The organism is Streptomyces hygroscopicus subsp. hygroscopicus (genome assembly GCF_001553455.1).
Lineage (GTDB): Bacteria > Actinomycetota > Actinomycetes > Streptomycetales > Streptomycetaceae > Streptomyces > Streptomyces hygroscopicus.
This window is the reverse complement of sequence record NZ_BBOX01000262.1, coordinates 1-24,868: the sequence shown is the minus strand read 5'-3', so window position 1 is coordinate 24,868 and position 24,868 is coordinate 1. Positions and strand designations below refer to the sequence as shown.

The 24,868-nt window shown below is 70.7% G+C and carries 24 protein-coding genes; 22 read left to right on the top strand and 2 right to left on the bottom strand.

Features of this window, described 5'->3' with window-relative positions; translation table 11 throughout:
* The first annotated feature begins 5 nt into the window (after positions 1 to 5).
* The 21 genes from thrC to AXW62_RS25220 all read left to right on the top strand — a co-directional run bounded on the left by thrC (position 6) and on the right by AXW62_RS25220 (position 21,975).
* Entirely contained in the window at positions 6 to 1,124 is a 1,119-nt protein-coding gene (gene thrC, locus AXW62_RS25320) for a threonine synthase (RefSeq protein WP_236258594.1), read from the top strand.
* Between the two features lie 406 nt (positions 1,125 to 1,530).
* Positions 1,531 to 2,445, top strand: coding sequence for a homoserine kinase (gene thrB, locus AXW62_RS25315; RefSeq protein ID WP_030823389.1), 915 nt, complete (start codon positions 1,531 to 1,533; stop codon positions 2,443 to 2,445).
* Positions 2,446 to 2,847: 402 nt separating this feature from the next.
* Positions 2,848 to 4,986 carry a transcription termination factor Rho gene (rho, locus tag AXW62_RS25310; protein ID WP_060946528.1) on the top strand — a complete coding sequence of 713 codons (2,139 nt, stop codon included), beginning with the start codon at positions 2,848 to 2,850 and terminating at the stop codon, positions 4,984 to 4,986.
* A gap of 463 nt (positions 4,987 to 5,449) precedes the next feature.
* Positions 5,450 to 6,574, top strand: coding sequence for an LCP family protein (locus AXW62_RS25305; protein WP_060946527.1), 1,125 nt, complete (start codon positions 5,450 to 5,452; stop codon positions 6,572 to 6,574).
* 155 nt (positions 6,575 to 6,729) lie between these two features.
* Positions 6,730 to 6,954 carry a 50S ribosomal protein L31 gene (rpmE, locus tag AXW62_RS25300; protein WP_030823398.1) on the top strand — a complete coding sequence of 75 codons (225 nt, stop codon included), beginning with the start codon at positions 6,730 to 6,732 and terminating at the stop codon, positions 6,952 to 6,954.
* A gap of 139 nt (positions 6,955 to 7,093) precedes the next feature.
* A complete protein-coding gene (prfA, locus tag AXW62_RS25295; protein ID WP_060946526.1) occupies positions 7,094 to 8,164 on the top strand; it encodes a peptide chain release factor 1 in 1,071 nt (356 codons plus the stop codon).
* A gap of 55 nt (positions 8,165 to 8,219) precedes the next feature.
* A complete protein-coding gene (prmC, locus tag AXW62_RS25290; RefSeq protein WP_030823403.1) occupies positions 8,220 to 9,065 on the top strand; it encodes a peptide chain release factor N(5)-glutamine methyltransferase in 846 nt (281 codons plus the stop codon).
* 47 nt (positions 9,066 to 9,112) lie between these two features.
* Positions 9,113 to 9,760, top strand: a complete 648-nt coding sequence (locus AXW62_RS25285; RefSeq protein WP_030823405.1) for an L-threonylcarbamoyladenylate synthase — start codon at positions 9,113 to 9,115, stop codon at positions 9,758 to 9,760.
* Entirely contained in the window at positions 9,757 to 10,416 is a 660-nt protein-coding gene (locus AXW62_RS25280; protein ID WP_060946525.1) for an arsenate reductase/protein-tyrosine-phosphatase family protein, read from the top strand. Before AXW62_RS25285 ends, AXW62_RS25280 begins: the two co-directional genes overlap by 4 nt.
* Positions 10,417 to 10,561: 145 nt before the next feature.
* Positions 10,562 to 11,851 (top strand): serine hydroxymethyltransferase, encoded by a 1,290-nt coding sequence (gene glyA, locus AXW62_RS25275; RefSeq protein WP_060946524.1) that lies wholly within the window; start codon positions 10,562 to 10,564, stop codon positions 11,849 to 11,851.
* A gap of 75 nt (positions 11,852 to 11,926) precedes the next feature.
* Positions 11,927 to 13,321, top strand: a complete 1,395-nt coding sequence (locus AXW62_RS25270; protein WP_060946523.1) for an MraY family glycosyltransferase — start codon at positions 11,927 to 11,929, stop codon at positions 13,319 to 13,321.
* A gap of 290 nt (positions 13,322 to 13,611) precedes the next feature.
* On the top strand, positions 13,612 to 14,067 hold the full coding sequence (locus AXW62_RS25265) for a Cg1360 family ATP-synthase-associated protein (protein WP_060946522.1): 456 nt from the start codon (positions 13,612 to 13,614) through the stop codon (positions 14,065 to 14,067).
* 264 nt (positions 14,068 to 14,331) lie between these two features.
* Positions 14,332 to 15,141, top strand: a complete 810-nt coding sequence (gene atpB, locus AXW62_RS25260; protein WP_060946521.1) for a F0F1 ATP synthase subunit A — start codon at positions 14,332 to 14,334, stop codon at positions 15,139 to 15,141.
* Between the two features lie 78 nt (positions 15,142 to 15,219).
* Complete coding sequence (atpE, locus tag AXW62_RS25255) at positions 15,220 to 15,462, top strand: ATP synthase F0 subunit C (RefSeq protein WP_037951036.1); 243 nt, start codon at positions 15,220 to 15,222, stop codon at positions 15,460 to 15,462.
* Positions 15,463 to 15,500: 38 nt separating this feature from the next.
* On the top strand, positions 15,501 to 16,064 hold the full coding sequence (locus tag AXW62_RS25250; protein WP_060946520.1) for a F0F1 ATP synthase subunit B: 564 nt from the start codon (positions 15,501 to 15,503) through the stop codon (positions 16,062 to 16,064).
* Positions 16,061 to 16,876: a F0F1 ATP synthase subunit delta gene (locus AXW62_RS25245; RefSeq protein ID WP_060946519.1), complete on the top strand. Its 816-nt coding sequence runs from the start codon at positions 16,061 to 16,063 to the stop codon at positions 16,874 to 16,876. Before AXW62_RS25250 ends, AXW62_RS25245 begins: the two co-directional genes overlap by 4 nt.
* Positions 16,877 to 16,965: 89 nt before the next feature.
* Positions 16,966 to 18,537, top strand: a complete 1,572-nt coding sequence (gene atpA, locus AXW62_RS25240; protein WP_060946518.1) for a F0F1 ATP synthase subunit alpha — start codon at positions 16,966 to 16,968, stop codon at positions 18,535 to 18,537.
* A 4-nt stretch (positions 18,538 to 18,541) separates the two neighbouring features.
* On the top strand, positions 18,542 to 19,456 hold the full coding sequence (locus tag AXW62_RS25235; RefSeq protein WP_060946517.1) for a F0F1 ATP synthase subunit gamma: 915 nt from the start codon (positions 18,542 to 18,544) through the stop codon (positions 19,454 to 19,456).
* 5 nt (positions 19,457 to 19,461) lie between these two features.
* Complete coding sequence (atpD, locus tag AXW62_RS25230) at positions 19,462 to 20,916, top strand: F0F1 ATP synthase subunit beta (RefSeq protein WP_060946516.1); 1,455 nt, start codon at positions 19,462 to 19,464, stop codon at positions 20,914 to 20,916.
* Between the two features lie 111 nt (positions 20,917 to 21,027).
* Positions 21,028 to 21,405, top strand: a complete 378-nt coding sequence (locus AXW62_RS25225) for a F0F1 ATP synthase subunit epsilon (RefSeq protein ID WP_060946515.1) — start codon at positions 21,028 to 21,030, stop codon at positions 21,403 to 21,405.
* Between the two features lie 120 nt (positions 21,406 to 21,525).
* Positions 21,526 to 21,975: a DUF2550 domain-containing protein gene (locus AXW62_RS25220; protein ID WP_030823937.1), complete on the top strand. Its 450-nt coding sequence runs from the start codon at positions 21,526 to 21,528 to the stop codon at positions 21,973 to 21,975.
* A gap of 207 nt (positions 21,976 to 22,182) precedes the next feature.
* Here the strand turns inward: AXW62_RS25220 and AXW62_RS25215 are convergent, their stop codons facing one another.
* Entirely contained in the window at positions 22,183 to 22,875 is a 693-nt protein-coding gene (locus AXW62_RS25215; RefSeq protein WP_063817653.1) for a response regulator, read from the bottom strand.
* A gap of 23 nt (positions 22,876 to 22,898) precedes the next feature.
* On the bottom strand, positions 22,899 to 24,110 hold the full coding sequence (locus AXW62_RS25210) for a sensor histidine kinase (protein ID WP_060946514.1): 1,212 nt from the start codon (positions 24,108 to 24,110) through the stop codon (positions 22,899 to 22,901).
* 166 nt (positions 24,111 to 24,276) lie between these two features.
* Between AXW62_RS25210 and AXW62_RS25205 the strand changes: the two genes are divergently transcribed.
* The gene (locus AXW62_RS25205; protein WP_030823931.1) at positions 24,277 to 24,828 is read left to right on the top strand and encodes a hypothetical protein; all 552 of its coding nucleotides are present in this window, start codon (positions 24,277 to 24,279) and stop codon (positions 24,826 to 24,828) included.
* Positions 24,829 to 24,868 lie beyond the last annotated feature (40 nt).

Sequence of the window (24,868 nt, the reverse complement as noted above, 5' to 3'; positions counted from 1 at the left end):
AGATCATGAACGCAATCGCCGACGCCGGGCCTCGAATGTCCGGCACCCGCCAGTGGCACGGCTGGCGGGGCATCATCGAGGAGTACCGCGACCGCCTCCCGGTCAGCGGGACGACCCCCGTCGTCACCCTGCGCGAGGGCGGTACGCCGCTGGTCCCCGCCCAGGTGCTCTCCGAGCGCACCGGCTGCGAGGTCCACCTCAAGGTCGAGGGTGCCAACCCCACCGGGTCGTTCAAGGACCGGGGGATGACGATGGCCATCAGCGCGGCCAAGGAGGCCGGCGCCAAGGCCGTCATCTGCGCCTCCACCGGCAACACCTCGGCCTCGGCGGCGGCCTACGCCGTACGGGCCGGGATGGTCTGCGCGGTGCTGGTCCCGCAGGGCAAGATCGCGCTGGGCAAGATGGGCCAGGCCCTGGTCCACGGCTCGAAGATCCTCCAGGTCGACGGCAACTTCGACGACTGCCTGACGCTGGCCCGCGGGCTGTCCGAGAAGTACCCGGTGGCGCTGGTCAATTCGGTCAACCCGGCCCGGATCGAGGGGCAGAAGACCGCCGCCTTCGAGATCGTGGACATGCTCGGGGACGCGCCCGACATCCATGTGCTGCCGGTCGGCAACGCGGGCAACATCACCGCCTACTGGAAGGGCTACAAGGAGTACGCGGCGCCGTTCGCCGGCGACGGTCCGTGCGCCTCCCGCACGCCCCGGATGTGGGGCTTCCAGGCGTCCGGCGCGGCCCCGATCGTGCGCGGTGAGCCGGTCAAGGAGCCGAGCACCATCGCGACCGCCATCCGCATCGGCAACCCGGCCTCCTGGACCTTCGCCGAGCAGGCGCGCGACGAGTCCGGCGGTCTCATCGACGAGGTGACCGACCGTCAGATCCTCGCCGCCTACCGGCTGCTCGCCGCGCAGGAGGGCGTTTTCGTGGAGCCGGCCTCCGCGGCGAGCGTGGCCGGTCTGCTGAAGGCGGCCGAGCAGGGACTGGTCGACCCGGGCCAGCGCATCGTCTGCACGGTGACCGGCAACGGGCTCAAGGACCCGGACTGGGCGGTCGCGGGTGCGCCGCAGCCGGTCGTCGTCCCGGTCGACGCGGACGCCGCGGCCGTACGGCTCGGGCTGGCCTGACCCGGCCCGGCCCGGCCAGGGCTGCCCTGCCCCGGGCGGGGCCTTGACCTGGTGCGACGGGGGTTCCGGCGGGCCTTTGGGCCCGGCCCGCCGGGCCCGTGCGCGCCCCGCCCGGCCTCGTGGGAAGATTCCTCTAAAGATCCACTCAAGTGGTGGCAGAGAAGCATGAGGGCGCGCGGAACGCTCCAGTAGAGTGGTCGCGGATAACGGCTGGGAGCGCGACACGCATCGTGCGCCTCCCGTGCGCCCTATGTCGCCACAGAACCTTCCTTCGATAGGCTGTACTGAATCCGCCCCGACGCAGAGCGCTCGCCTCTGCGCGGCGTCGCCGTACGTGTCACGGCCCCCGCGGTGTTCCGTACCTCTTCGAGCAATCCCCCGCAGACACAAGGAGAGTCACCGAGCGATGGCCGGTCCAGCGTTCCGCGCCGCCGCCGTCCGAGTGCGCGTCCCCGCCACGAGCGCCAACCTCGGTCCCGGCTTCGACGCCCTCGGTCTGGCCCTGGGGCTCTACGACGACGTGGTGGTCCGGGTGGCCGACTCCGGGCTCCACGTCGACATCGCCGGCGAAGGCGCGCAGACGCTTCCGCGCGACGAGAGCCATCTGCTCGTACGCTCCCTGCGCACCGCCTTCGACCTGCTGGGCGGGCAGCCCCGCGGCCTCGAGCTGGTCTGCGCCAACCGCATCCCGCACGGCCGGGGCCTGGGCTCCTCCTCCGCCGCCATCTGCGCCGGGATCGTCGCCGCGCGTGCGGTGACCATAGGCGGCGCCGAGCGGCTCGGCGAAGCGGCGATGCTGGAGCTGGCCACCGAGATCGAGGGCCACCCCGACAACGTCGCCGCCTGTCTGCTCGGCGGCTTCACCCTTGCCTGGACGGACGCGGGGGCCGCCCGGGCGATCAGGATGGACCCTGCGGATTCCATCGTTCCGGTGGTCTTCGTCCCTGGCCGGCCGGTGCTCACGGAGACCGCCCGAGGACTGCTGCCGCGCACCGTCCCGCATGTGGACGCGGCGGTCAACGCGGGCCGCGCCGGACTGCTCGTCGAGGCCCTGACCAGGCGTCCCGAGCTGCTGCTCGCGGCGACGGAGGACCGGCTGCACCAGGAATACCGTGCTCCGGCGATGCCCGAGAGCGTGGCCCTGGTGAACCGACTGCGGGCGGACGGCGTCCCCGCGGTCATCTCCGGCGCGGGCCCCACGGTGCTCGCGCTGGTCGAGGACGGTGCGGCCGACAAGGTCGCACGACTGGCGGGCGAGGGGTGGGCGGCCAACCGGCTGGCTCTCGACGCCGGGGGGGCGAGCGTCCTGCCGCTCACCTGACACCGCGGTCCGGGACGCTCCGGACACGGGAAAACTCGATAGCCGGTCTTGGAGAGGGGGAATGTTTGTTGGATCCGGTAGTGTTAACCTCAAGTCTGCACTTGAAGCCTCTTGGATGTATGCGGAGGCGAGGTGCTCAGTGTCCCCATCCGGGACCACCCTTCTTCCGGGAGCCTCCCACACTGCCTGAGCAGCCTGCCTGAGCAGTATCGAGCACGCTCCGGAATCGGCGTGGCGGATCCCAGTGAACCGTCCGTCGCGTCGGAACCATGAATTGATCTCTCCGCCGTACTCCGGCGGACCACCGCCCCGGCCCGGTCCGTATCGGAAGGACCACAGCCGGACAGCACAACCGGTCGCCGAGCCAGACAGGCCGACGCCCGCTCCAGGGAAGGACCCTTCGTGAGCGACACCACCGATCTGATGGGCGTGAACGCCTCCGGCACCTCCGACAGCGGTGTCGGGAACAACGCCGCGCCCGCCACGGACGCTCCCGCGCCCGCCAGCGGTGCTGCCACTGGCGCTGCCCCGCGGCGACGCCGCTCGGGCACCGGCCTTGACGCCATGGTCCTGGCCGAGCTGCAGCAGCTCGCCTCCAGCCTTGGCATCAGGGGCACCGCGCGGATGCGCAAAGGCCAGCTGATCGAGGTCATCAAGGAGAAGCAGGCCGCGGGCTCCGGCTCCGCCCAGGGCTCCGAGAGCACCCCGTCCGACGCGGAGGGGGTGACCAAGCCGAAGCGCCGCGCCACCTCCCGGGCCCGTACGGGCGATGACGCCGAGGAGAAGGGCGGCAGCGCCAAGTCCTCGAAGGCCGCCGGGAAGGCGGAGAAGGCCGACAAGGCCGACGCGGCGGAGAAGGCCGTCACTCAGGCGCAGATCGAGATCCCGGGCCAGCCCGGTGAACCCGCCGCCGATGAGCAGCCGGCCGGTGAGCGCCGCCGCCGGCGGGCCACCGCGCCCGCCACCACCCCCGAGTCCGGGGGCACGGCCACCGCCGTGGAGACCAAGACCGAGACGCGCGCCGACGGCTCCGCCGCCACTGCCAGGACCGAGGGCAGGACCGAGACCAAGGCCGAGCCCAAGGGCGACGCGAAGGCCGAGGCCGCCGCCGACACCGCCGAGGGCAAGGGTGCCCGGGGCGGTGACCGCCAGGAGCGCGGCCAGAAGGGCGACCGCCGGGAGCGTCAGCGCGACCGCGGTGACCGCCGCGGCAAGGGCGACGACGGCCAGCAGGGCGGCGGCCGTCAGCAGCGCGACGGGCGCGGTCAGAGCCAGCGCGCCGACGAGGGCGACGACGACTTCGAGGGCGGCCGGCGGGGCCGCCGGGGCCGCTACCGCGACCGCCGTGGCCGCCGTGGCCGCGACGACTTCGGCAACGAGCCGCAGGTGTCCGAGGACGATGTGCTGATCCCCGTCGCGGGCATCCTCGACATCCTCGACAACTACGCGTTCATCCGGACCTCCGGCTACCTGCCGGGCCCGAACGACGTGTACGTCTCGCTCGCCCAGGTCCGCAAGAACGGTCTGCGCAAGGGCGACCACGTCACCGGCGCGGTCCGCCAGCCGCGCGAGGGCGAGCGCCGCGAGAAGTTCAACGCGCTGGTCCGGCTGGATTCGGTCAACGGCATGGCGCCCGAAACCGGGCGCGGGCGGCCGGAGTTCGGCAAGCTGACGCCGCTTTACCCGCAGGACCGGCTGCGTCTGGAGACCGAGGCCGGCGGGCTGACGACCCGGATCATCGACCTGGTCGCGCCGATCGGCAAGGGCCAGCGCGGTCTGATCGTGGCCCCGCCGAAGACCGGTAAGACCATGATCATGCAGGCGATCGCCAACGCGATCACCCGCAACAGCCCCGAGTGCCATCTGATGGTCGTCCTCGTCGACGAGCGGCCGGAAGAGGTCACCGACATGCAGCGGTCGGTCAAGGGCGAGGTCATCTCCTCGACCTTCGACCGCCCGGCCGAGGACCACACCACCGTCGCGGAGCTGGCGATCGAGCGGGCCAAGCGCCTGGTCGAGCTGGGGCACGACGTGGTCGTCCTGCTGGACTCGATCACCCGTCTGGGCCGCGCCTACAACCTGGCGGCGCCCGCCTCCGGCCGCATCCTGTCCGGTGGTGTCGACTCCACCGCGCTCTACCCGCCGAAGAAGTTCTTCGGCGCCGCGCGCAACATCGAGGACGGCGGCTCGCTGACCATCCTGGCCACCGCGCTGGTCGAGACCGGCTCGCGCATGGACGAGGTGATCTTCGAGGAGTTCAAGGGCACCGGCAACATGGAGCTCAAGCTCGACCGGAAGCTCGCCGACAAGCGCATCTTCCCGGCGGTGGACGTCGACCCGTCCAGCACCCGCAAGGAGGAGATCCTGCTGGCGCCGGAGGAGCTGAACATCGTCTGGAAGCTCCGCCGGGTGCTGCACGCGCTCGACTCCCAGCAGGCCATCGAGCTGCTGCTGGACAAGATGAAGCAGACGAAGTCGAACGCCGAGTTCCTGATGCAGATCGCCAAGACCACGCCCACCCCGGGCAACAACGGCGACTGACGCGGACACCTGCGGACAGCCGCGGACACCTGCGGACACCCGCGGACAGCCGCGGAGACATGCGGTAACGGGCGGAGCACGCTCCGCCGCCGAGGGCCTTCCCGCCACGGGCGGGGAGGCCCTTCGTCATGGAGCGACTGAGATCCGCACCACAGCGGCCGGACCCGTCACGGACCGGCCGCTGTGGTGTTATCGCCCGCGAAAACGCAGGTCAGAGCGGTAAGGCGGACGAAGGGGACGAACGGCGCGCGGAGCGGCCCGCGCGAAAACCGGCCATGGCCCGTATGCAACCCTGGCGCCCGGCCTGCCATCTGTCAGGTCGTGAACACAGGGCCGGAGCACAGGCTGATACCGCCGCGGGACCGCGCACAGCGGGAGCCCGCGAGACCGCGCACACCGCGGCGCGACGCCTGACCGTGACGGCAGGGGGTACTCGGGCAGCTAAAAGAGAACTGAGGAGCACATGGCCGAGGACAGCAGCAAAGCACCGGTGAACCCGGGCCGCCGCCGCGCTCACGCGAGCGCGTCCGGCCGCCGCCGCAAGCGCCCCAGCACGCGCCGTAGGGCCCTGCTCTACACGGTGTGGACGCTGGCCGCCGTGCTGGTGCTGGGCGGCGCCGGACTCGGCTACCTCTACTACCAGCTGAACGGCAACCTCACCGGTGTCGATATCAACGCCGCCCTCGGCACCGACCGCCCCAAGAACGTCGACAACGGCTCGATGGACATCCTCGTCCTGGGCTCCGACTCCCGGGCCGGCAAGAACGCCGAGTACGGCAAGGACGAGGGCACCTCCCGTTCCGACACGGCGATGATCGTCCACGTCTTCAAGGGCCACCAGAAGGCCGACGTCGTCAGCATTCCGCGCGACACCCTCATAGACCGGCCCTCCTGCGCCACGAAGGACGGACAGCGGACGCCCGCCGTGCAGGGGGCCATGTTCAACAGCGCCTACGAGGTCGGCGGCCCGGCCTGCACCATCAAGACGGTGGAGTCCATGACGGGCATCCGCATGGACCACTTCCTCGAGGTCGACTTCTCCGGCTTCAAGCAGCTGATCAACGACCTGGGCGGCGTCGACATCACCACCACCGCCCCGATCCACGACACCAAGAGCCACCTCGACCTCGAGCCCGGCCGGCACACCCTCGACGGCGAGCAGTCCCTGGGCCTGGTGCGCACCCGGCACGGTGTCGGCGACGGCAGCGACCTGGGCCGGATCAAGCTCCAGCAGGCGTTCGTCAAGGCGCTGCTGGACCAGGTCAAGCACGTCGACATCTTCGGCAACCCCAAGAAGCTCTACGACCTCGCCGACACCTCCACCAAGGCCCTCACCACCGACTCCGAGCTGGCCTCGGTGAGCAAGCTGAAGGGCTTCGCCGAATCGCTGAGGGGCATCGGCTCGGGCGACATGAAGATGACCACGCTGCCGGTGCGGTACGACCCGCAGAACCCGGCCCGGGTGCTGCCCATGGCGAAGAAGGCCGGTCTGATCTGGGACGCGCTCCGCCACGACCGGCCGGTCCCCGCCTCCGCCACGAAGGGCTCCGCGGGCGACGCCACCAGCGCCGGCAAGGTCGTCCGGTAGCGTCCGGTAGCGTTCGGGGGAGGGCCGGGAATATCCCGGTGCGACCCCCGGTTTTGGGGGATGCGGCCAGTACTGGCAGACTGGATCGTCGGTCCCGGTTCACGACAGGCAACCCGCCCGTCGACCCGGTGCCCTCCCGAACCTAGGAGATTCCCTTGAAGCGCGACATCCACCCGGAGTACGTCGAGACGCAGGTCAGCTGCACCTGTGGCGCCTCCTTCACCACCCGCTCCACCGTGGGCGGCGGCACCATCCGCGCGGACATCTGCTCCGAGTGCCACCCGTTCTACACGGGCAAGCAGAAGATCCTCGACACCGGTGGCCGCGTGGCGCGGTTCGAGGCCCGTTTCGGCAAGAACGCCGGGTCCGCCAAGAAGTAGCGACCCGCACGGCGCCGGTCTTCGGTCACCCCTCCCCGGGGGCGACCGGACCGGCGTTTTGTCGTCACCGGCCGTCGTCACCGGCCGTCCCGGCACTTCTTCCGCACGCCACCCCGCAGACCACCCAGGGAGCCCTCCGATGTTCGAGGCGGTCGAGGAACTCATCGGCGAACACGCCGACCTCGAGAAGCGGCTCGCCGACCCCGCGGTCCACGCCGACCAGCGGGAGGCGCGGCGGCTCAACAAGCGCTATGCCGAGCTGACCCCGGTCATCGCCGCCTACCGCGCCTGGAAGCAGGCGGGGGAGGACATCGAGACCGCCCGGGAGCTGGCCAGGGACGACCCCGACTTCGCGGACGAGCTCAAGGAGCTGGAGCTGGGCCGCGAGGAGCTGACCGACCGGCTGCGGCTGCTGCTCGTCCCCCGCGACCCGAGCGACGACAAGGACGTCATCCTGGAGGTCAAGGCCGGCGAGGGCGGTGAGGAGTCCGCGCTGTTCGCCGGCGACCTGCTGCGGATGTACCTGCGGTACGCCGAGCGCGTCGGCTGGAAGACCGAGATCCTCGACGCCAACGAATCCGACCTCGGCGGCTACAAGGACGTCCAGGTCGCGGTCAAGGCCAGGGGCACCGCCGAGCCCGGCCAGGGCGTCTGGGCCCGGCTGAAGTACGAGGGCGGGGTGCACCGGGTGCAGCGGGTGCCCGCCACCGAGTCCCAGGGCCGTATCCACACCTCCGCGGCCGGGGTGCTGGTCACGCCCGAGGCCGAGGAGGTCGAGGTCGAGATCGGCCCCAATGACCTGCGGATCGACGTCTACCGCTCCTCCGGCCCCGGCGGCCAGTCGGTCAACACCACCGACTCCGCGGTGCGCATCACCCACCTGCCCACCGGCATCGTCGTCTCCTGCCAGAACGAGAAGAGCCAGCTCCAGAACAAGGAGCAGGCGCTGCGCATCCTGCGCTCGCGGCTGCTGGCCGCGGCCCAGGAAGAGGCCGAGCGGGAGGCGTCGGACGCGCGCCGCAGCCAGGTCCGCACCGTCGACCGGTCCGAGCGCATCCGTACGTACAACTACCCGGAAAACCGGATCTCGGACCATCGGGTCGGTTTCAAGGCGTACAACTTGGACCAGGTGCTCGACGGCGAACTCGATCCGGTCATCCAGGCGTGCGTCGACGCCGACGCGGCCGCCAAGCTCGCGGCCGCGGGCTGAGCCACGCGCCGTCGATACGTCTCGTGCCCTTGTCCGGACCGGCTGGAGGAATTCAGTGAACGTGCTGCTCGCGGAGGTGGCGCAGGCCACTCAGCGGCTGGCCGACGCGGGCGTGCCCTCACCGCGCTTCGACGCGGAGGAGCTCGCCGCCTTTGTGCACGGCGTGAAGCGGGGGGAGCTGCACGGCGTGCCCGACGCCGACTTCGACGCCCGCTACTGGGAGGCGGTCGCCCGCCGCGAGGCCCGCGAGCCCCTTCAGCACATCACCGGCCGTGCCTTCTTCCGCTATCTCGAGCTCCAGGTCGGGCCGGGGGTCTTCGTGCCCCGGCCGGAGACCGAGTCGGTGGTCGGCTGGGCCATAGACGCGGTGCGCGCCATGGACGTCGTCGAACCGCTCATCGTCGACCTGTGCACCGGTTCCGGGGCCATCGCCCTGGCCCTGGCCCAGGAGGTGCCGCGCTCGACGGTGCACGCCGTGGAGCTGGACGAGGGCGCCCTGCGGTGGGCCCGCAAGAACGTCGAGGGGTCCCGCGTCGTTCTCCATCACGCGGACGCGTTGACCGCCCTGCCGGAGCTCGACGGGCAGGTGGACCTGGTCATCAGCAACCCGCCGTACATCCCGCTGACCGAGTGGGAGTACGTGGCGCCGGAGGCCCGCGACCACGACCCCCAGCTCGCGCTCTTCTCCGGTGAGGACGGCCTCGATGTCATTCGCGGCCTGGAGCGCACCGCCCACCGGCTGCTGCGCCCCGGGGGCGTGGTGGTCATCGAACACGCAGACACCCAGGGCGGCCAGGTGCCGTGGATCTTCACGGAGGAGCGTGGCTGGGCGGACGCCGCCGACCACCCCGACCTGAACAACCGGCCCCGGTTCGCCACCGCGCGGAAGGCCATGCCGTGACGGCGGCACCGCACCACCCATTGGCCACGTACGAGGAGGTCCCTTAAATGGCACGGCGATACGACTGCGGGGACGCGACCGACCGCAAGACCGGCCTGCGCGAGGCCGCCTCCGCCGTCCGCCGCGGCGAGCTGGTCGTGCTGCCCACCGACACGGTCTACGGGATCGGCGCGGACGCCTTCAACGCCGAGGCGGTCGGCGATCTGCTCGAGGCCAAGGGCCGGGGCCGCAACATGCCCTCACCGGTGCTGGTCGGCTCCCCGAACACGCTGCACGGACTGGTCACCGACTTCTCCGAGATGGCGTGGGAGCTGGTCGACGCCTTCTGGCCCGGTGCGCTCACCCTCGTCGCCCGGCACCAGCCGTCGCTCACCTGGGACCTGGGGGAGACCCGGGGCACCGTCGCGGTCCGGATGCCGCTGCACCCGGTCGCGATCGAGCTGCTCACGGACGTCGGCCCGATGGCGGTCTCCAGCGCCAATCTGAGCGGACACCCCTCTCCGCAGGACTGCGACGCGGCCCAGGACATGCTGGGGGACTCGGTGTCGGTCTACCTCGACGGCGGGCCGACCCCGGCCGCCGTGCCCTCCTCGATCGTCGACGTCACCGGCAAGGTGCCGGTGCTGCTCCGCGCGGGCGCGCTCACCGCCGAGCAGCTCCGGGAGGTCGTACCCGACCTCGAGGTGGCGAATTGACAGCCCCTGAGGGGCGTGGCATAGCGGAACACCGTGAGAAGAAGCCCGAGGCCACCTTCCGCATCCTCCACGTCAGCACCGGCAACGTCTGCCGCTCGCCGATCACCGAGCGGCTGACCCGGCATGCCCTCGCCCACCGCCTCGGAAGCGCCCGTACGAGCGGTCTGATCGTGGAGAGCGCCGGCACCTGGGGCCATGAGGGCGCGCCCATGGAGGCGCACGCCGCGACGGTCCTGACCGACTTCGGCGCCGACCCGGCGGGCTTCATCGGCCGTGAGCTGCTGGACGAGCACGTCATCCGGGCCGACCTCGTGCTGACCGCCACCCGCGACCACCGGGCCCAGGTCATCTCGATGGGGCACTCGGCGGGCCTGCGCACCTTCACGCTCAAGGAGTTCACCCGGCTGGTGCGGGCCATAGACCCCGCGACGCTGCCCGATCCGGAGGAGGCGGGCGGTGTGGTGGAGCGCGCCCGCGCCCTGGTGCAGGCGGCGGCCGCGCTGCGCGGCTGGCTGCTGGCCCCCAGCGAGGAGGCGGACGAGGTGCACGATCCGTACGGGGCGCCCATCACCTTCTTCCGGTCCATCGGGGACGAGATCAACCAGGCGCTGGACCCGGTCGTCACGGCCCTGACGGGGGTTCCCGCCCCCGCGTAGCCCCCGGTGCCCCGTCCGGGGGCGCCAGGCGGGGGCGCTGCGCGCCGCACGGCGCGCGGGGAGGGCGTACCGGGCCTACATTTGGGGGTGACCGCCTCTTGCGCCCCCGACCACCCGCCGACCCTCCCGAGGCTGTGAGCACGCCATGGCCGTCACCCCCTGGGGCCCCGATTTCGGGCGCCTCGCCCGCCAGGACCCGGAGCTGGCCGGGATCATCCTGAGCGAACTCGACCGCGTCGCCGGCGGGCTGCAGCTGATCGCGGCCGAGAACTTCACCTCGCCGGCCGTGCTGGCGGCGCTGGCCTCGCCGCTGGCCAACAAGTACGCCGAGGGGTATCCCGGCGCCCGCCACCACGGCGGCTGCGAGGTGGTGGACATCGCCGAGCGGACCGCCCAGGACCGGGCGAAGGCGCTGTTCGGCGCGAGCCACGCCAATGTGCAGCCGCATTCGGGGTCCTCGGCGGTGCTGGCCGCGTACGCCGCGCTGCTGCGGCCGGGGGACACGGTGCTGGCGATGGCGCTGTCGCACGGCGGCCACCTCACCCACGGCTCACCGGCCAACTTCTCCGGCCGCTGGTTCCACTTCATCGGCTACGGGGTCGATCCGGCGACCGGACTGATCGACTACGAACAGCTGCGCGGGCTCGCCCGCGCCCATCGGCCGAAGGCGATCGTCTGCGGTTCGATCTCCTATCCGCGCCATCCCGACTACGCGGCGTTCCGCGCCGTCGCGGACGAGGTGGGCGCCTATCTGATCGCCGACGCCGCCCACCCGATCGGCCTGGTCGCGGGGAAGGCGGCGCCGTCCCCGGTGCCGTACGCGGACGTGGTGTGCGCAACAACACACAAGGTGCTGCGCGGACCGCGCGGCGGGATGCTGCTGTGCGGGGCGGAGCTGGCCGAGCGGGTTGACCGGGCGGTGTTCCCGTTCACCCAGGGCGGCGCCCAGATGCACACCGTCGCGGCCAAGGCGGTGGCCTTCGGCGAGGCCGCGGCGCCCGCCTTCACCGCCTATGCGCGGCGGGTGGTGGCCAATGCCCGGGTGCTGGCGGACGGCCTGGCCGCGGAGGGTCTCGCGGTCGTCACGGGCGGCACCGACACCCACATGATCACCGCCGACACGTCCCCGCTGGGCCTGGACGGACGCACCGCGAAGGCCCGCTGCGCGGCCGCCGGGATCGTCCTGGACACCGTCGCGCTGGCGTCCGCCACGGAGCCGGGAGGCCGCGTCAGGGGGCTGCGGCTGGGCACCGCGGCGATCACCACCCAGGGCATGGGCCCGCCGGAAATGGAGCGCATAGCGGCCCTGGTGGGAACCGTGGTGCGGGACGAGGGCGTGGTACGGGAAAAGGTGGCGGAACTGGCCGGGAGATTTCCGCCCTATCCGGACGAGGGCCGAATCGTGCAACCATCCGAAGGTGTAGGACGTCTGTAAGTACGTTCACCGCGAGGCGTCCGACACGCATAGGGTGTGTGGCTGTGATGGCCAGCGATACCCCTGGGGCAGCCTGTGCGTGAATACCTGCTGACTCTGTGCATCACGGCCGCGGTCACCTATCTCCTGACCGGGCCGGTGCGGAAATTCGCCATCGCGGCCGGAGCGATGCCCGAGATCCGTGCCCGTGATGTGCATCGCGAGCCCACTCCGCGGCTCGGTGGCATCGCCATGTTCGGCGGGCTGTGCGCGGGGCTGCTGGTCGCGGCCCACCTCACCAACCTCAAGGAAGTCTTCCAGCTCTCCAACGAGCCGCGGGCGCTGCTGTCCGGGGCCGGCCTGATCTGGCTGCTGGGGGTGCTGGACGACAAGTGGGGCGTGGACGCGCTGATCAAGCTGGGCGGCCAGATGATCGCCGCCGGTGTGATGGTGCTCCAGGGTCTGACCATCCTGTGGCTGCCGGTGCCCGGTGTGGGGCCGGTCTCGCTGACGCCCTGGCAGGGCACGCTGCTGACCGTCGCCCTGGTCGTGATCACCATCAACGCGGTCAACTTCGTTGACGGGCTGGACGGTTTGGCGTCCGGGATGGTGTGCATCGCCGCCGCCGCGTTCTTCATGTACGCGTACCGCATCTGGTACGGCTACGGACTGGAGGCGGCCGCGCCCGCCACCCTGTTCGCCGCCGTCCTCATGGGCATGTGCCTGGGCTTCCTGCCGCACAACGCGCACCCCGCGCGGATCTTCATGGGCGACTCGGGCTCGATGCTGATCGGACTGGTGCTCGCGGCGGGCGCCATCTCCATCACCGGCCAGGTGGACCCGGACGCGATGAAGCTGTTCGAGGGGTCCGAGCAGGCCGCGGTGCACGCCACCGTCCCGGTCTACATCCCGCTGCTGCTGCCGCTGACCGTCATCGCGGTGCCCTTCGCCGACCTGGTGCTGGCCATCGTCCGGCGCACCTGGCGGGGCCAGTCGCCGTTCGCCGCCGACCGGGGCCATCTGCACCACCGGCTGCTGGAGATCGGCCACTCGCACAGCCGGGCCGTCCTGATCATGTACTTCTGGTCCGCGCTGATCGCCTTCGGCGCGGTGGCGTACTCGGTGAACTCGGCCGGTGTGTGGTTCGTGCTCGCGATCGTCGCGCTGAGCGGGGTGGGGCTGGTGCTGTTGCTGCTGCCGCGCTTCACGCCGCGCGTTCCGCACTGGGCCGAGGCGTTCGTGCCGCCGCGCTACCGCCGTGCCAACCGGGCCGGGCGGAGCGAGCAGGGTGCCGGGGCCGTCGCGGAGCCGGTGCCGGCCGCGGCCGGCGGACCGTCCACGGCTCGCTCGGGGGCGGAGGTGGTCGCGCCGGAGCCGGTGGGGTCCGGGATGAACGGCGGGGCGAGTGGGGTGAACGGTGGGGTGAACGGTGCCACCGCGATCGGCGACCGGTCCCGCTTCGGCCGCCGGAGGATCGGAACGCCCCAGTAATTGCCCTAGAAAACCGGGGGAAAAGTGCCCGGTAAAGGCAGCGGGGAGACCGCCGAAGATCACGGAACGGCGTCAACGCGATACATGGTCGATAACTCTCCCGTGTGACGCGCAGCACACACGGCGGGTAAAGACCTCATCAAATAGTTTGTGATACCGTTCACTAAACCCGGTGCTAGACCCGAGGGGCCGTAGGGCGACGGCTCTTCCTCGCGAGGTCTCCTCTGTTCCCGGGGATACGCTCGTCCACGACGAACCGTTGCTTCCGACTCTTGCCGGAGAAACCCTTCATGCAGTCCAACGACGCCAGAACGCTGCTGAGTTGCGCCGTGCCCACCGCCGTCGCCGGTGTGGTCGCGGTCGCCGTCGGTTCTGTGTTCGCAGGTGGCAAGGGCGCGATCGGCGCGGGGGTCGGCACGCTCGTCGCCGCTGGGGTCATGGCTTCGGGGCTGATCGTGCTGGAGCGCACCGCGAAGCACCTGCCACATCTGTTCCAGGCCATGGGCATGGTGCTGTTCATGGCCGAGTTCCTGCTGGTGGCGGTCGTGCTCGCGGTGTTCCAGGACACCACGCTGTTCAACGTCAAGGCCTTCGCCCTCGCGCTGCTCGCCGCGACCCTGGTGTGGGTCGGGGCCCAGACGCGTGCCCATATGAAGGCCAAGATCCTCTACGTGGAGCCGGAAGCCGAGGACGAACGCAAGCCCGAGGGGGCGAAGAAGTCCGCTCCTGCCGGGTCCGCGCCGTGAGACGTAGGGCCGGTATAAGGGCATGTGCGCTCACCTGCTATCGTCCGGTTCCATCTGAGGCGCAGCGGGCGCAGGTAGCCGAACCCCCGATTTTCCCGGGATGGAATTGGCGGCCGATGCAGCTGATGCCCGACATACCAATCGGCCACGTGCCGACCAGCCGCCCCCATATCCGTAAGACCAGTCCAGTGCCGTTCCGTGGCCGTGTGCCGCGCCGACACAACGAGGTTGCCGTACCCATGCGCCACGCTGAAGGAGCTCGCGGTGAGTTCTGACCAGACGCTCGCCTTCGAGACGAACTGCCACATCTTCGACGGGTGCGGCTTCCCGGCACCCGGACTCCATTCGTTCAAGTTCGAGCCGCTCTTCACAGTTGGCGGTATCGATTTCAACAAGCCGATGCTGCTCGCGCTGCTGGGCAGCGTCGCCATCGTCTGGTTCTTCTGGGCCGCCTTCGGCCGGGCCAAGGTCGTTCCGGGCAAGCTGCAGATGATCGGCGAGGCGGGCTACGACTTCGTCCGCCGCGGCCTGGTCTACGAGGCCCTCGGCAAGAAGGAGGGCGAGAAGTACGTCCCCTTCATGGTCTCGCTGTTCTTCTTCGTCTGGATCATGAACCTGTGGTCGATCATCCCGGTCGCCCAGTTCCCGGTGACGTCGATCATCGCCTTCCCGGCCGGTCTCGCCGCCATCGTCTACATCCTCTGGATGTACCTGACCTTCAAGAAGCACGGCTTCGTCGGCGGCTGGAAGAACATCACCGGCTACGACAAGGAGCTCGGCGGGATCCTGCCGATGATCGTCGTGATCGAGTTCTTCTCGAACGTGATCATCCGGCCCTTCACCCACGCGGTCCGGCTCTTCGCCAACATGTTCGCCGGCCACCTGCTGCTGCTGATGTTCACCATCGGCACCTGGTACCTGCTGAACGGCATCGGGATCGCCTACGCGGGCGCGTCCTTCGTGATGACGATTCTGCTGACCGCCTTCGAGCTCTTCATCCAGGCTGTCCAGGCGTACGTCTTCGTGCTCTTGGCCTGCAACTACGTGCAGGGCGCGCTCGCCGAGCACCACTGAGCACACCTGCCTCCCAGACCAATCGGACGTCCGGTGGCCAACCCCCACCGGCCCATGAAACGCAAAGGAAGAACCGGCATGTCCGCTCTCCAGACCCTCGCCGCCGACGGCATCACCGGCAACCTCGGTTCGATCGGTTACGGTCTCGCCGCCATCGGCCCCGGCGTCGGCGTCGGCATCATCTTCGGTAACGGCACCCAGGCCCTGGCCCGCCAGCCCGAGGCCGCCGGCCTGATCCGCGCCAACCAGATCATGGGCTTCGCCTTCTGCGAGGCGCTCGCGCTGATCGGTATCGTCATGGGCTTCCTTTTCAAGTCCTGAACGGACCGCTTTAACCACGACAGACGGAAGGCACTGATGTGAACGCCCTGGTACAGGTGGCGGCTGAGGAGAGTGAGAACCCCCTCATCCCGCCGATCCCGGAGCTGGTCATCGGCCTGATCGCCTTTGCCATCGTCTTCTTCTTCCTCGCCAAGAAGCTCCTCCCGAACATCAACCGGGTTCTGGAGGAGCGCCGTGAGGCGATCGAGGGCGGCATGGAGAAGGCCGAGGCCACTCAGGCCGAAGCCCAGCAGGTCCTCGAGGACTACCGAGCCCAGCTCGCCGACGCCCGTCACGAGGCCGCGCGACTGCGCCAGGAGGCGCAGGAGCAGGGCGCCGCGCTCATCGCCGAGATGCGTGCGGAGGGGCAGCGGCAGCGTGAGGAGATCATCGCCGCCGGTCACGCCCAGATCGAGGCCGACCGCAAGCAGGCCGCTCAGACCCTGCGCCAGGACGTGGGCAGGCTCGCCACCGACCTGGCCGGCCGGATCGTCGGCGAGTCGCTCGAGGACGTGGCCCGGCAGAGCCGCACCATCGACCGGTTCCTCGACGAGCTCGAGGCGAAGGCGGCCGATGGCTCGAAGGCCGAGGCCGGCCGATGAACGGAGCGAGCCGGGAGGCACTGGCAGCCGCACGCGAGCGCTTCGACGCCCTGACGGACAACACCGCCGTCGAGGCGACGAAGCTCGCCGATGAGCTGGCCGCCGTCACCGCGCTGCTCGACCGCGAGGTCTCGCTGCGCCGGGTCCTCACCGACCCGGCGCAGCCCGGCGAGGCCAAGGCCGAACTGGCCGCGCGGGTGCTGGGCGGACAGGTCGGCGGCGAGACCCTCGACCTGATCTCCGGCCTGGTCCGCTCCCGCTGGTCCGGCTCGCGCGACCTGGTGGACGCGAGCGAGGAACTGGCCAACGCCGCCGACCTGGTGGCGGCCGAGCGGGCCGGCATCCTCGACGACGTCGAGGACGAGCTGTTCCGGTTCGGCCGGATCGTCTCCTCCTCGTCCGAGCTGCGGGGCGCGCTCACCGACCGGCGCGCGAGCGTCTCGGCCAAGGCCGGGCTGGTCGGCGAGCTGCTCGGCGGCCGGGCCGCCCGGGTGACCGAGCGGCTGGTGATCCGCCTGGTGACCCATCCGCGGGGTCGTAGCCTGGAGGCGGGTCTCGAGGAGCTGTCCAAGCTCGCGGCGGCGCGCCGGGACCGTACGGTCGCGGTCGTCACCTCCGCGGTGCCGCTCAGTGACCGGCAGAAGCAGCGGCTCGGCGAGGCACTGGGCACGCTGTACGGACGGAAGGTGCACCTCAACCTGGACGTGGACCCGGAGGTCCTCGGCGGGATCGCGGTGCGCATCGGCGACGAGGTCATCAACGGGACCATCGCGGACCGCCTCGAAGAGGCGACCCGGCGGATGGCCGGCTGACGCAGCCACCAACTCAACAAGCATGTAAGCGGCCCGAGTTGGGCCGTAGTCAGATACTTCGGGCCCAACAAGGAGAGCAGGGAACCCAGATGGCGGAGCTCACGATCCGGCCGGAGGAGATCCGGGACGCACTGGAGAACTTTGTCCAGGCGTACAAGCCGGACGCGGCCTCGCGCGAGGAGGTCGGTACGGTCAGCGTTGCCGGCGACGGCATCGCGAAGGTCGAGGGACTTCCCTCGGCCATGGCGAACGAACTGCTGAAGTTCGAGGACGGCACCCTCGGCCTCGCCCTCAACCTCGAGGAGCGCGAGATCGGTGCGGTCGTCCTCGGTGAGTTCAGCGGCATCGAGGAGGGCCAGCAGGTGCACCGCACCGGCGAGGTCCTCTCGGTCGCCGTCGGCGAGGGCTACCTCGGCCGCGTGGTCGACCCGCTGGGTGCCCCGATCGACGGCCTCGGCGAGATCGAGACCGAAGGCCGCCGAGCCCTCGAGCTGCAGGCCCCCACGGTCATGCAGCGCAAGTCGGTGCACGAGCCGTTGGAGACCGGCTACAAGGCCGTCGACGCGATGACCCCGATCGGCCGCGGCCAGCGCCAGCTGGTCATCGGCGACCGGCAGACCGGCAAGACCGCGCTGTGCGTCGACACGATCATCAACCAGCGTGACAACTGGCGCTCCGGCGACCCGAAGAAGCAGGTCCGCTGCATCTACGTCGCCATCGGCCAGAAGGGCTCCACCATCGCCGGCGTGCGCGCCGCGCTGGAGGAGGCCGGCGCCCTGGAGTACACGACGATCGTCGCCGCCCCGGCGTCGGACCCGGCGGGTTTCAAGTACCTCGCCCCCTACACGGGCTCGGCCATCGGCCAGCACTGGATGTACCAGGGCAAGCACGTCCTGATCGTCTTCGACGACCTGTCCAAGCAGGCCGACGCCTACCGCGCCGTGTCGCTGCTGCTGCGCCGCCCGCCGGGCCGTGAGGCGTACCCGGGTGACGTCTTCTACCTGCACTCCCGGCTGCTGGAGCGCTGCGCCAAGCTGTCCGACGAGATGGGCGCCGGTTCGATGACCGGTCTGCCGATCGTCGAGACCAAGGCCAACGACGTGTCGGCGTTCATCCCGACCAACGTCATCTCCATCACCGACGGTCAGTGCTTCCTGGAGTCCGACCTGTTCAACGCCGGTCAGCGGCCGGCCCTGAACGTCGGTATCTCGGTCTCCCGCGTCGGTGGTTCCGCTCAGCACAAGGCGATGCGCCAGGTCTCCGGCCGGCTCCGGGTGGACCTCGCCCAGTACCGCGAGCTCGAGGCGTTCGCCGCCTTCGGCTCCGACCTGGACGCGGCCTCCAAGGCATCGCTGGAACGCGGTGCGCGCATGGTCGAGCTGCTGAAGCAGTCGCAGTACGCCCCGTTCTCCACCGAGGACGAGATCGTCTCCATCTGGGCCGGCACCACCGGCAAGATGGACGACGTCCCGGTCCAGGACATCCGCCGCTTCGAGCGGGAGCTGCTGGACCACCTCCACCGTGAGCACAAGTCCCTGATGACCGGGATCGTCGAGGGCGGCAAGATGTCCGATGACACGATCCAGGCGCTCGGCGAGGCCGTCGACTCCTTCAAGCGGCAGTTCGAGACCTCGGGCGGCAAGCTGCTGGGCGAGGACTGAGCCCATGGGTGCCCAGCTCAGGGTCTACAAGAGGCGGATCAAGTCCGTCTCCGCGACCAAGAAGATCACCAAGGCGATGGAGATGATCGCCGCCTCGCGCGTCGTCAAGGCGCAGCGCCAGGTGGCCGCGTCGACTCCGTACGCGAACGAGCTCACCCGGGCGGTGGGCGCGGTCGCCAAGGGCTCCACCACCCAGCATGCGCTGACCACGGAGACCGAGCACCCGACCCGTGCCGCGATCCTGCTCCTCACGAGCGACCGCGGTCTCGCGGGCGGCTACTCCTCCAACGTGATCAAGGCGGCCGAGCAGCTCACCGAGCGGCTCACCGGTGAGGGCAAGGAGGTCGACACCTATATCGTCGGCCGCAAGGGCGTGGCCTACTACAGCTTCCGTGAGCGCAAGGTCACGGAGTCCTGGAGCGGCTTCACCGACAGCCCCACCTACGCGGACGCCAAGAAGATCGCCGGCCCGCTGATCGAGGCGGTGCTCAGGGAGACGGCCGAGGGCGGCGTCGACGAGCTGCACATCGTGTTCACCGAGTTCGTCTCGATGCTGACGCAGACCCCGGTGCAGGACCGGCTGCTGCCGCTGAGCCTCGGGGAGAAGGCGGAGGAGCAGGAGAGGAAGGGCGAGATCCTTCCGCTCTTCGAGTTCGAGCCGTCGGCCGAGGACGTCCTGGACGCCCTGCTGCCCCGGTACGTCGAAGCGCGTATCTACAACGCCCTGCTCCAGGCCGCCGCCTCCAAGCACGCGGCGACCCGGCGGGCGATGAAGTCGGCGACCGACAATGCCGAAGAGCTCATCAAGTCGCTCACGCGGCTTGCCAACGCGGCCCGCCAGGCCGACATCACCCAGGAAATCAGCGAGATCGTCGGTGGCGCGAGCGCTCTGGCCGACGCCTCCGCGGGGAGTGACTGACAACTATGACCACCACTGTTGAGCCGACCGCTCCTGCCGGCGTGGCCGCTGGCCGCGTCGCGCGGGTCATCGGCCCGGTCGTCGACGTGGAGTTCCCCGTCGACGCGATGCCGGAGATCTACAACGCGCTGACCGTCGAGGTCGCCGACCCCTCGCAGAAGGGTGCGAAGAAGACCCTGACCCTTGAGGTCGCCCAGCACCTGGGCGAGGGCCTGGTCCGGGCCATCTCCATGGAGCCCACCGACGGTCTGGTCCGCCAGGCCCAGGTGACCGACACCGGCGACGGCATCACGGTGCCGGTCGGCGATGTCACCAAGGGCCGGGTGTTCAACACCCTGGGCAAGATCCTCAACGAGCCCGAGGCCGAGTCCGAGGTCACCGAGCGCTGGTCCATCCACCGCAAGGCCCCGGCCTTCGACCAGCTCGAGTCCAAGACCGAGATGTTCGAGACCGGTCTGAAGGCCATCGACCTGCTGACCCCGTACGTCAAGGGCGGCAAGATCGGCCTGTTCGGCGGCGCGGGCGTCGGCAAGACCGTCCTCATCCAGGAAATGATCATGCGTGTGGCCAAGCTGCACGAGGGCGTTTCCGTGTTCGCCGGTGTCGGTGAGCGCACCCGTGAGGGCAACGACCTGATCGAGGAGATGGCCGAGTCCGGCGTGCTCCCGCAGACCGCGCTGGTCTTCGGCCAGATGGACGAGCCCCCGGGCACCCGTCTGCGGGTCGCCCTGGCGGGGCTCACCATGGCGGAGTACTTCCGCGATGTGCAGAAGCAGGACGTGCTGTTCTTCATCGACAACATCTTCCGCTTCACCCAGGCCGGTTCCGAGGTCTCGACCCTGCTCGGCCGGATGCCCTCCGCGGTGGGCTACCAGCCGAACCTGGCCGACGAGATGGGCCTTCTCCAGGAGCGCATCACCTCGACCCGTGGCCACTCGATCACCTCGATGCAGGCGATCTACGTCCCCGCGGACGACCTGACCGACCCGGCCCCGGCGAACGTCTTCGCGCACCTCGACGCGACGACGACGCTCTCCCGGCCGATCTCGGAGAAGGGCATCTACCCGGCGATCGACCCGCTGGACTCGACGTCCCGGATCCTGGACCCGCGGTACATCTCGCAGGACCACTACGACTGCGCCTCGCGCGTGAAGTCGATCCTGCAGAAGTACAAGGACCTCCAGGACATCATCAACATCCTGGGCATCGACGAGCTCGGCGAGGAGGACAAGCTCACCGTCTTCCGCGCCCGCCGCATCGAGCGCTTCCTGTCGCAGAACACCCACGCGGCGAAGCAGTTCACCGGTCTCGACGGATCGGACGTGCCGCTGGACGAGTCGATCGCCGCGTTCAACGCGATCGCCGACGGTGAGTTCGACCACTTCCCCGAGCAGGCGTTCTTCATGTGCGGTGGTCTGGACGACCTGAAGGCCAAGGCCAAGGAGCTGGGCGTCTCCTGAGCCCGGCAGCTCCGGGAGAGGGGTGGGCCCGGTCCCACCCCTCTCCGTACGCCCGTTATTCTTTGACGAAAGCCCTGCCCGACCCGGCAGGGAGAGACCCGAGGAGCCACGTTGGCTGCTGAGCTGCAGGTCGAGCTGGTCGCGGCGGACCGTAGTGTCTGGTCCGGTGCGGCCACCTTGGTCATCGCGCGCACCACATCGGGTGACATCGGCGTCATGCCCGGCCACCAGCCGCTGCTCGGTGTGCTGGAGTCCGGCCCGGTGACCATCCGTTCGGTCGACGGCGGGACAGTCGTGGCCGCGGTGCACGGTGGATTCATCTCGTTCGCGGAGGACAAGCTCTCACTGCTGGCCGAGGTCGCGGAGCTGTCCGACGAGATCGATGTCAAGCGCGCGGAGCGGGCGCTGGAGCGTGCCAAGTCGGAGGCGGACGCCGCCGCCGAGCGGCGCGCCGACGTCCGGCTGCGTGCGGTGGCGGGAGCGCACTGAGCCTGTCACGTACGGTCGGAAAACCTCAGCCGCGGACCTCGCTGGAGCTGCCCTTCAGCGGTCCGCGGCTGAGGCGATGCAGGTGCGGTTTTTCCGGATGACGCGAGGAGGTCGGTGAAGATGGTCCTCGCTCTGCTTGTGGGCGGCGTGGTCGTCGCGCTGGTGGTGGTGGGACTCTTCGTCTTCGGTCTCCGGCGGCGGCTGATCCAGCGGTCCGGCGGAACCTTCGACTGTTCCCTGCGCTGGGACCCACCGCCAGGCGAATCCGAGCCCAGCGGCAAGGGATGGGTGTACGGGGTCGCCCGCTACAACGGTGACCGCATCGAGTGGTTCCGGGTCTTCTCCTACGCGCCGAGGCCCCGCCGGGTTCTGGAGCGCGCCTCGATCGAGGTGCTGCAGCGGCGCACCCCCAAGGGCGAGGAAGAGCTGGCGCTGCTCTCCGACGCGGTGGTGCTCGCCTGTCTGCACGGCGGCACCCGGCTGGAACTGGCCATGAGCGAGGACGCCCTGACCGGCTTCCTGGCCTGGCTGGAGGCCGCGCCGCCCGGCCAGCGCGTCAACGTCGCCTAGTGCCGCGCCGGTCAGGGTGCGCCCGGTGGCGAGGCGCCCCGGTGCGTGCGACCGCACGGCGGCCGGAAGCCCTCGTCGTGGGCCTGCTCGGGCTTTCGGCCAACGCGGCGAGCGCGCGTACCGGGGCGGCGAGCGGGGCGAACCCTGGCTGACGCGGCACTGGACCCGCGAGGATCCTCCGGACCGGGCCTGGCACCCGCCGTTCGGCTACCGCACATTGAGCTCCTGGGCCAGCACCGCGGCCTGGACCCGGCTGCGCAGGTCCAGCTTGTTCAGCAGCCGGCTGACATGCGTCTTCACCGTCGCCTCCGCCATGGTGAGCCGCTGCGCGATCTGCGCGTTCGACAGCCCCTGACCGAGGCAGGCCAGCACCTCCCGCTCCCGCGGGGTGAGCGTGGCGAGCACCGAGGGGTCGGCCGCGGTGGAGGCGGGGGCCCTCTGGGGCCGGGCGAACTCCGCGATCAGCCGGCGGGTGACCGCCGGGGCGATCAGCCCCTCGCCGCGCCCCACCGTACGGACCGCCTCGATCAGGTCGGTCGCCTCGCTGTCCTTGAGCAGAAACCCGGCGGCGCCCGCGCGCAGCGCCCCGAAGACGTACTCGTCGAGGTCGAAGGTGGTCAGCACCAGCACGTCGGCCAGCTGTTCGGCGACCACCTGACGGGTGGCCGACACCCCGTCCAGCCGTGGCATCTGCACGTCCATCAGCACCACGTCGGGGCGCAGCGCGCGGGCCATCTCCACCGCCTGGAGGCCGTCGACCGCCTCGCCGACCACCTCGATATCGGGGGCGGACCGCAGGATCAGGACCAGCCCGGAGCGCACCGAGCCCTGGTCCTCGGCGACCAGCACCCGGATCGGCGCGGACGCGGTGGCGGAGGGCGGGGTGGGCGACGGGGTCACGGCGGCTCCTGGTCGAGATACGGTCATGACAGACGCTGGGCGCTCTCGTCCCCCAGCGGCAGCGCGGCCAGTACCCGCCACACCGTGCCCTCCGGCCCGGTGACGGGTCCGGCGTCGAGGGTGCCGCCGAGCAGGGTCACCCGCTCGCGCATCCCGATCAGCCCGGTGCCGGAGCCGGGTGCCCGGGGGCCGGAGCGGTCGGCGTACGGGCTGATGACGCTGACCTCGAGCGGGCCGTCCGCGCGGTGCGCCAGCGTCACGTCCACCCGGCCGGGCGCGGCGTGTTTGAGGGCGTTGGTGAGCGACTCCTGGACGATGCGGTACGCGGCGAGCTCGACCGGGGCGGGCAGCGGGGCGGCGCCGTCCGGCCGCCGGTCGGCCAGGACGATGTCCTGGCCGCCGGAGCGGGCGTTGGCGCGGGCCTGCTCCAGCAGGGTGTCGAGCGCGTCGAGCGTGGAGGTGGCGGCCGGTTCCCGCTCGTCCCCGGGGTCCCGCAGCAGCCCGATCAGCCGGCGCATCTCGGCCAGGCCCCGCACGCTGTTCTCCCGGATGACGCCGAGCGCCTCGTCGGTCGCGGCGGGGTCCTTCAGGGAGAGCGCGGCGGTGGAGTGGATGGCGATGGCCGACAGGTGGTTGGCCACCATGTCGTGGAGTTCGCGGGCCATCCGGGCGCGTTCGGCGGCGACCGCCTCGCGCCGGTCCAACTCGGCCAGCAGGGCGATGCGTTCGGCCTCCAGACGGGCGGCGGCGGCCTCTTCGCGGTGGTCGCGGACCACCGACCCGGTCCACGCCGGGGTCAGCGTGAGCAGTGCGACGAACGCGCCGACCAGCAGCGCCCGGGGATCGCGGAAGACGGCCAGCGGCACCATGGTCGCCAGCGCCGTGACGAATCCGCAGATCCGGGGCAGCCGCCGGGCGGCGACCGGGCCGGAGTAGATGACACTCGCGTAGATCAGGTCGGTGTACATCAGCAGCGTCACGCCCCGGCCGCCGCTGACGACGTCCATGGCGAGCGCGACGGTCCCCACGCCGAGGGCGATCAGCGGTGCCGTGCGCCGCAGCAGCTCGGCGGCCGAGATCACGAACAGCGCGATCAGCCCCAGCCACTGGGGCGCACCGAGGAACGGCGAGTTGTTCAGTCCCGCCGCCCACATCAGGACCCCGCCGAGCAGTCCGCACAGGCCGATGAGCACGTCATGCCGGTGGGGGCGCGGGGGCAGGGGGCGGGACGGCATGGCCCCATCACACCACGCCACGCGCCGGCCGGGCCTCCCCCTTGGGACCGGGGCCGCCGCCCGGCGGCGTACATCGAAGGATGCAGTCGGTTTCATCGCCGCCGACGAGGCGGGCGCCCGGATCGCCGGGGAGGGTGAGGGGAGGGTAGAGCGAGAGGGGATCTCCGTGGTTGTCGCGCTGATCATCGCCTGTGAGGTCGGCTTCTGGGTGTTGCTGGCCCTCGGGCTGGCGCTGCGGTACGTGGCGAAGAAGCCGAAGGCGAGCACCGTGGTGCTGCTGTGCGAACCGCTGCTGGAGGTGGTGCTGTTCGTGACGACCGTGATCGATCTGAGGAACGGCGCCGAACCCGACTGGAAGCACGGTCTCGCCGCGGTCTACATCGGCTACTCGGCCGCGCTCGGCCACCAGACGATCCGCTGGGTCGACGCCCGGGTGGCGCACCGCTTCTTCGACGGGCCGCCGCCGGTCAAGCCGCCGAAGTACGGCATGGCGCGGACGGTCCACGAGTGGAAGACCGCGGCCCGCTGGGTGCTGGCGGCGGTCATCGCCATCGCGCTGCTCCAGGGCGGGATCTGGTACGTCGGCGACGACGGCGAGATCGGCTCGCTGCGCGACTGGCAGCTGAAGATGCTGTTCCTGATCGGCATCAACCTGGCCATCGCGCTCAGCTACACGCTCTTCCCCAAGCGGGAGCGCTCGGCCTCGTCCACCCGCTGACCCCCGCGGCGGGCACGAGGCCGGGCCCCGCCCCCGCCCC

Excerpts from the sequence above, each read along its gene's own strand:
- AXW62_RS25285 (WP_030823405.1), top strand. The coding sequence starts at position 9,113 with ATGGCACGGCGATACGACTGCGGGGACGCGACCGACCGCAAGACCGGC.
- AXW62_RS25265 (WP_060946522.1), top strand. The coding sequence starts at position 13,612 with ATGCAGTCCAACGACGCCAGAACGCTGCTGAGTTGCGCCGTGCCCACC.
- AXW62_RS25235 (WP_060946517.1), top strand. The coding sequence starts at position 18,542 with ATGGGTGCCCAGCTCAGGGTCTACAAGAGGCGGATCAAGTCCGTCTCC.
- glyA (WP_060946524.1), top strand. The coding sequence starts at position 10,562 with ATGGCCGTCACCCCCTGGGGCCCCGATTTCGGGCGCCTCGCCCGCCAG.
- AXW62_RS25220 (WP_030823937.1), top strand. The coding sequence starts at position 21,526 with ATGGTCCTCGCTCTGCTTGTGGGCGGCGTGGTCGTCGCGCTGGTGGTG.
- thrB (WP_030823389.1), top strand. The coding sequence starts at position 1,531 with ATGGCCGGTCCAGCGTTCCGCGCCGCCGCCGTCCGAGTGCGCGTCCCC.
- thrC (WP_236258594.1), top strand. The coding sequence starts at position 6 with ATGAACGCAATCGCCGACGCCGGGCCTCGAATGTCCGGCACCCGCCAG.
- atpD (WP_060946516.1), top strand. The coding sequence starts at position 19,462 with ATGACCACCACTGTTGAGCCGACCGCTCCTGCCGGCGTGGCCGCTGGC.
- AXW62_RS25305 (WP_060946527.1), top strand. The coding sequence starts at position 5,450 with ATGGCCGAGGACAGCAGCAAAGCACCGGTGAACCCGGGCCGCCGCCGC.
- atpE (WP_037951036.1), top strand. The coding sequence starts at position 15,220 with ATGTCCGCTCTCCAGACCCTCGCCGCCGACGGCATCACCGGCAACCTC.
- prfA (WP_060946526.1), top strand. The coding sequence starts at position 7,094 with ATGTTCGAGGCGGTCGAGGAACTCATCGGCGAACACGCCGACCTCGAG.
- AXW62_RS25210 (WP_060946514.1), bottom strand. The coding sequence starts at position 24,110 with ATGCCGTCCCGCCCCCTGCCCCCGCGCCCCCACCGGCATGACGTGCTC.
- AXW62_RS25245 (WP_060946519.1), top strand. The coding sequence starts at position 16,061 with ATGAACGGAGCGAGCCGGGAGGCACTGGCAGCCGCACGCGAGCGCTTC.
- atpA (WP_060946518.1), top strand. The coding sequence starts at position 16,966 with ATGGCGGAGCTCACGATCCGGCCGGAGGAGATCCGGGACGCACTGGAG.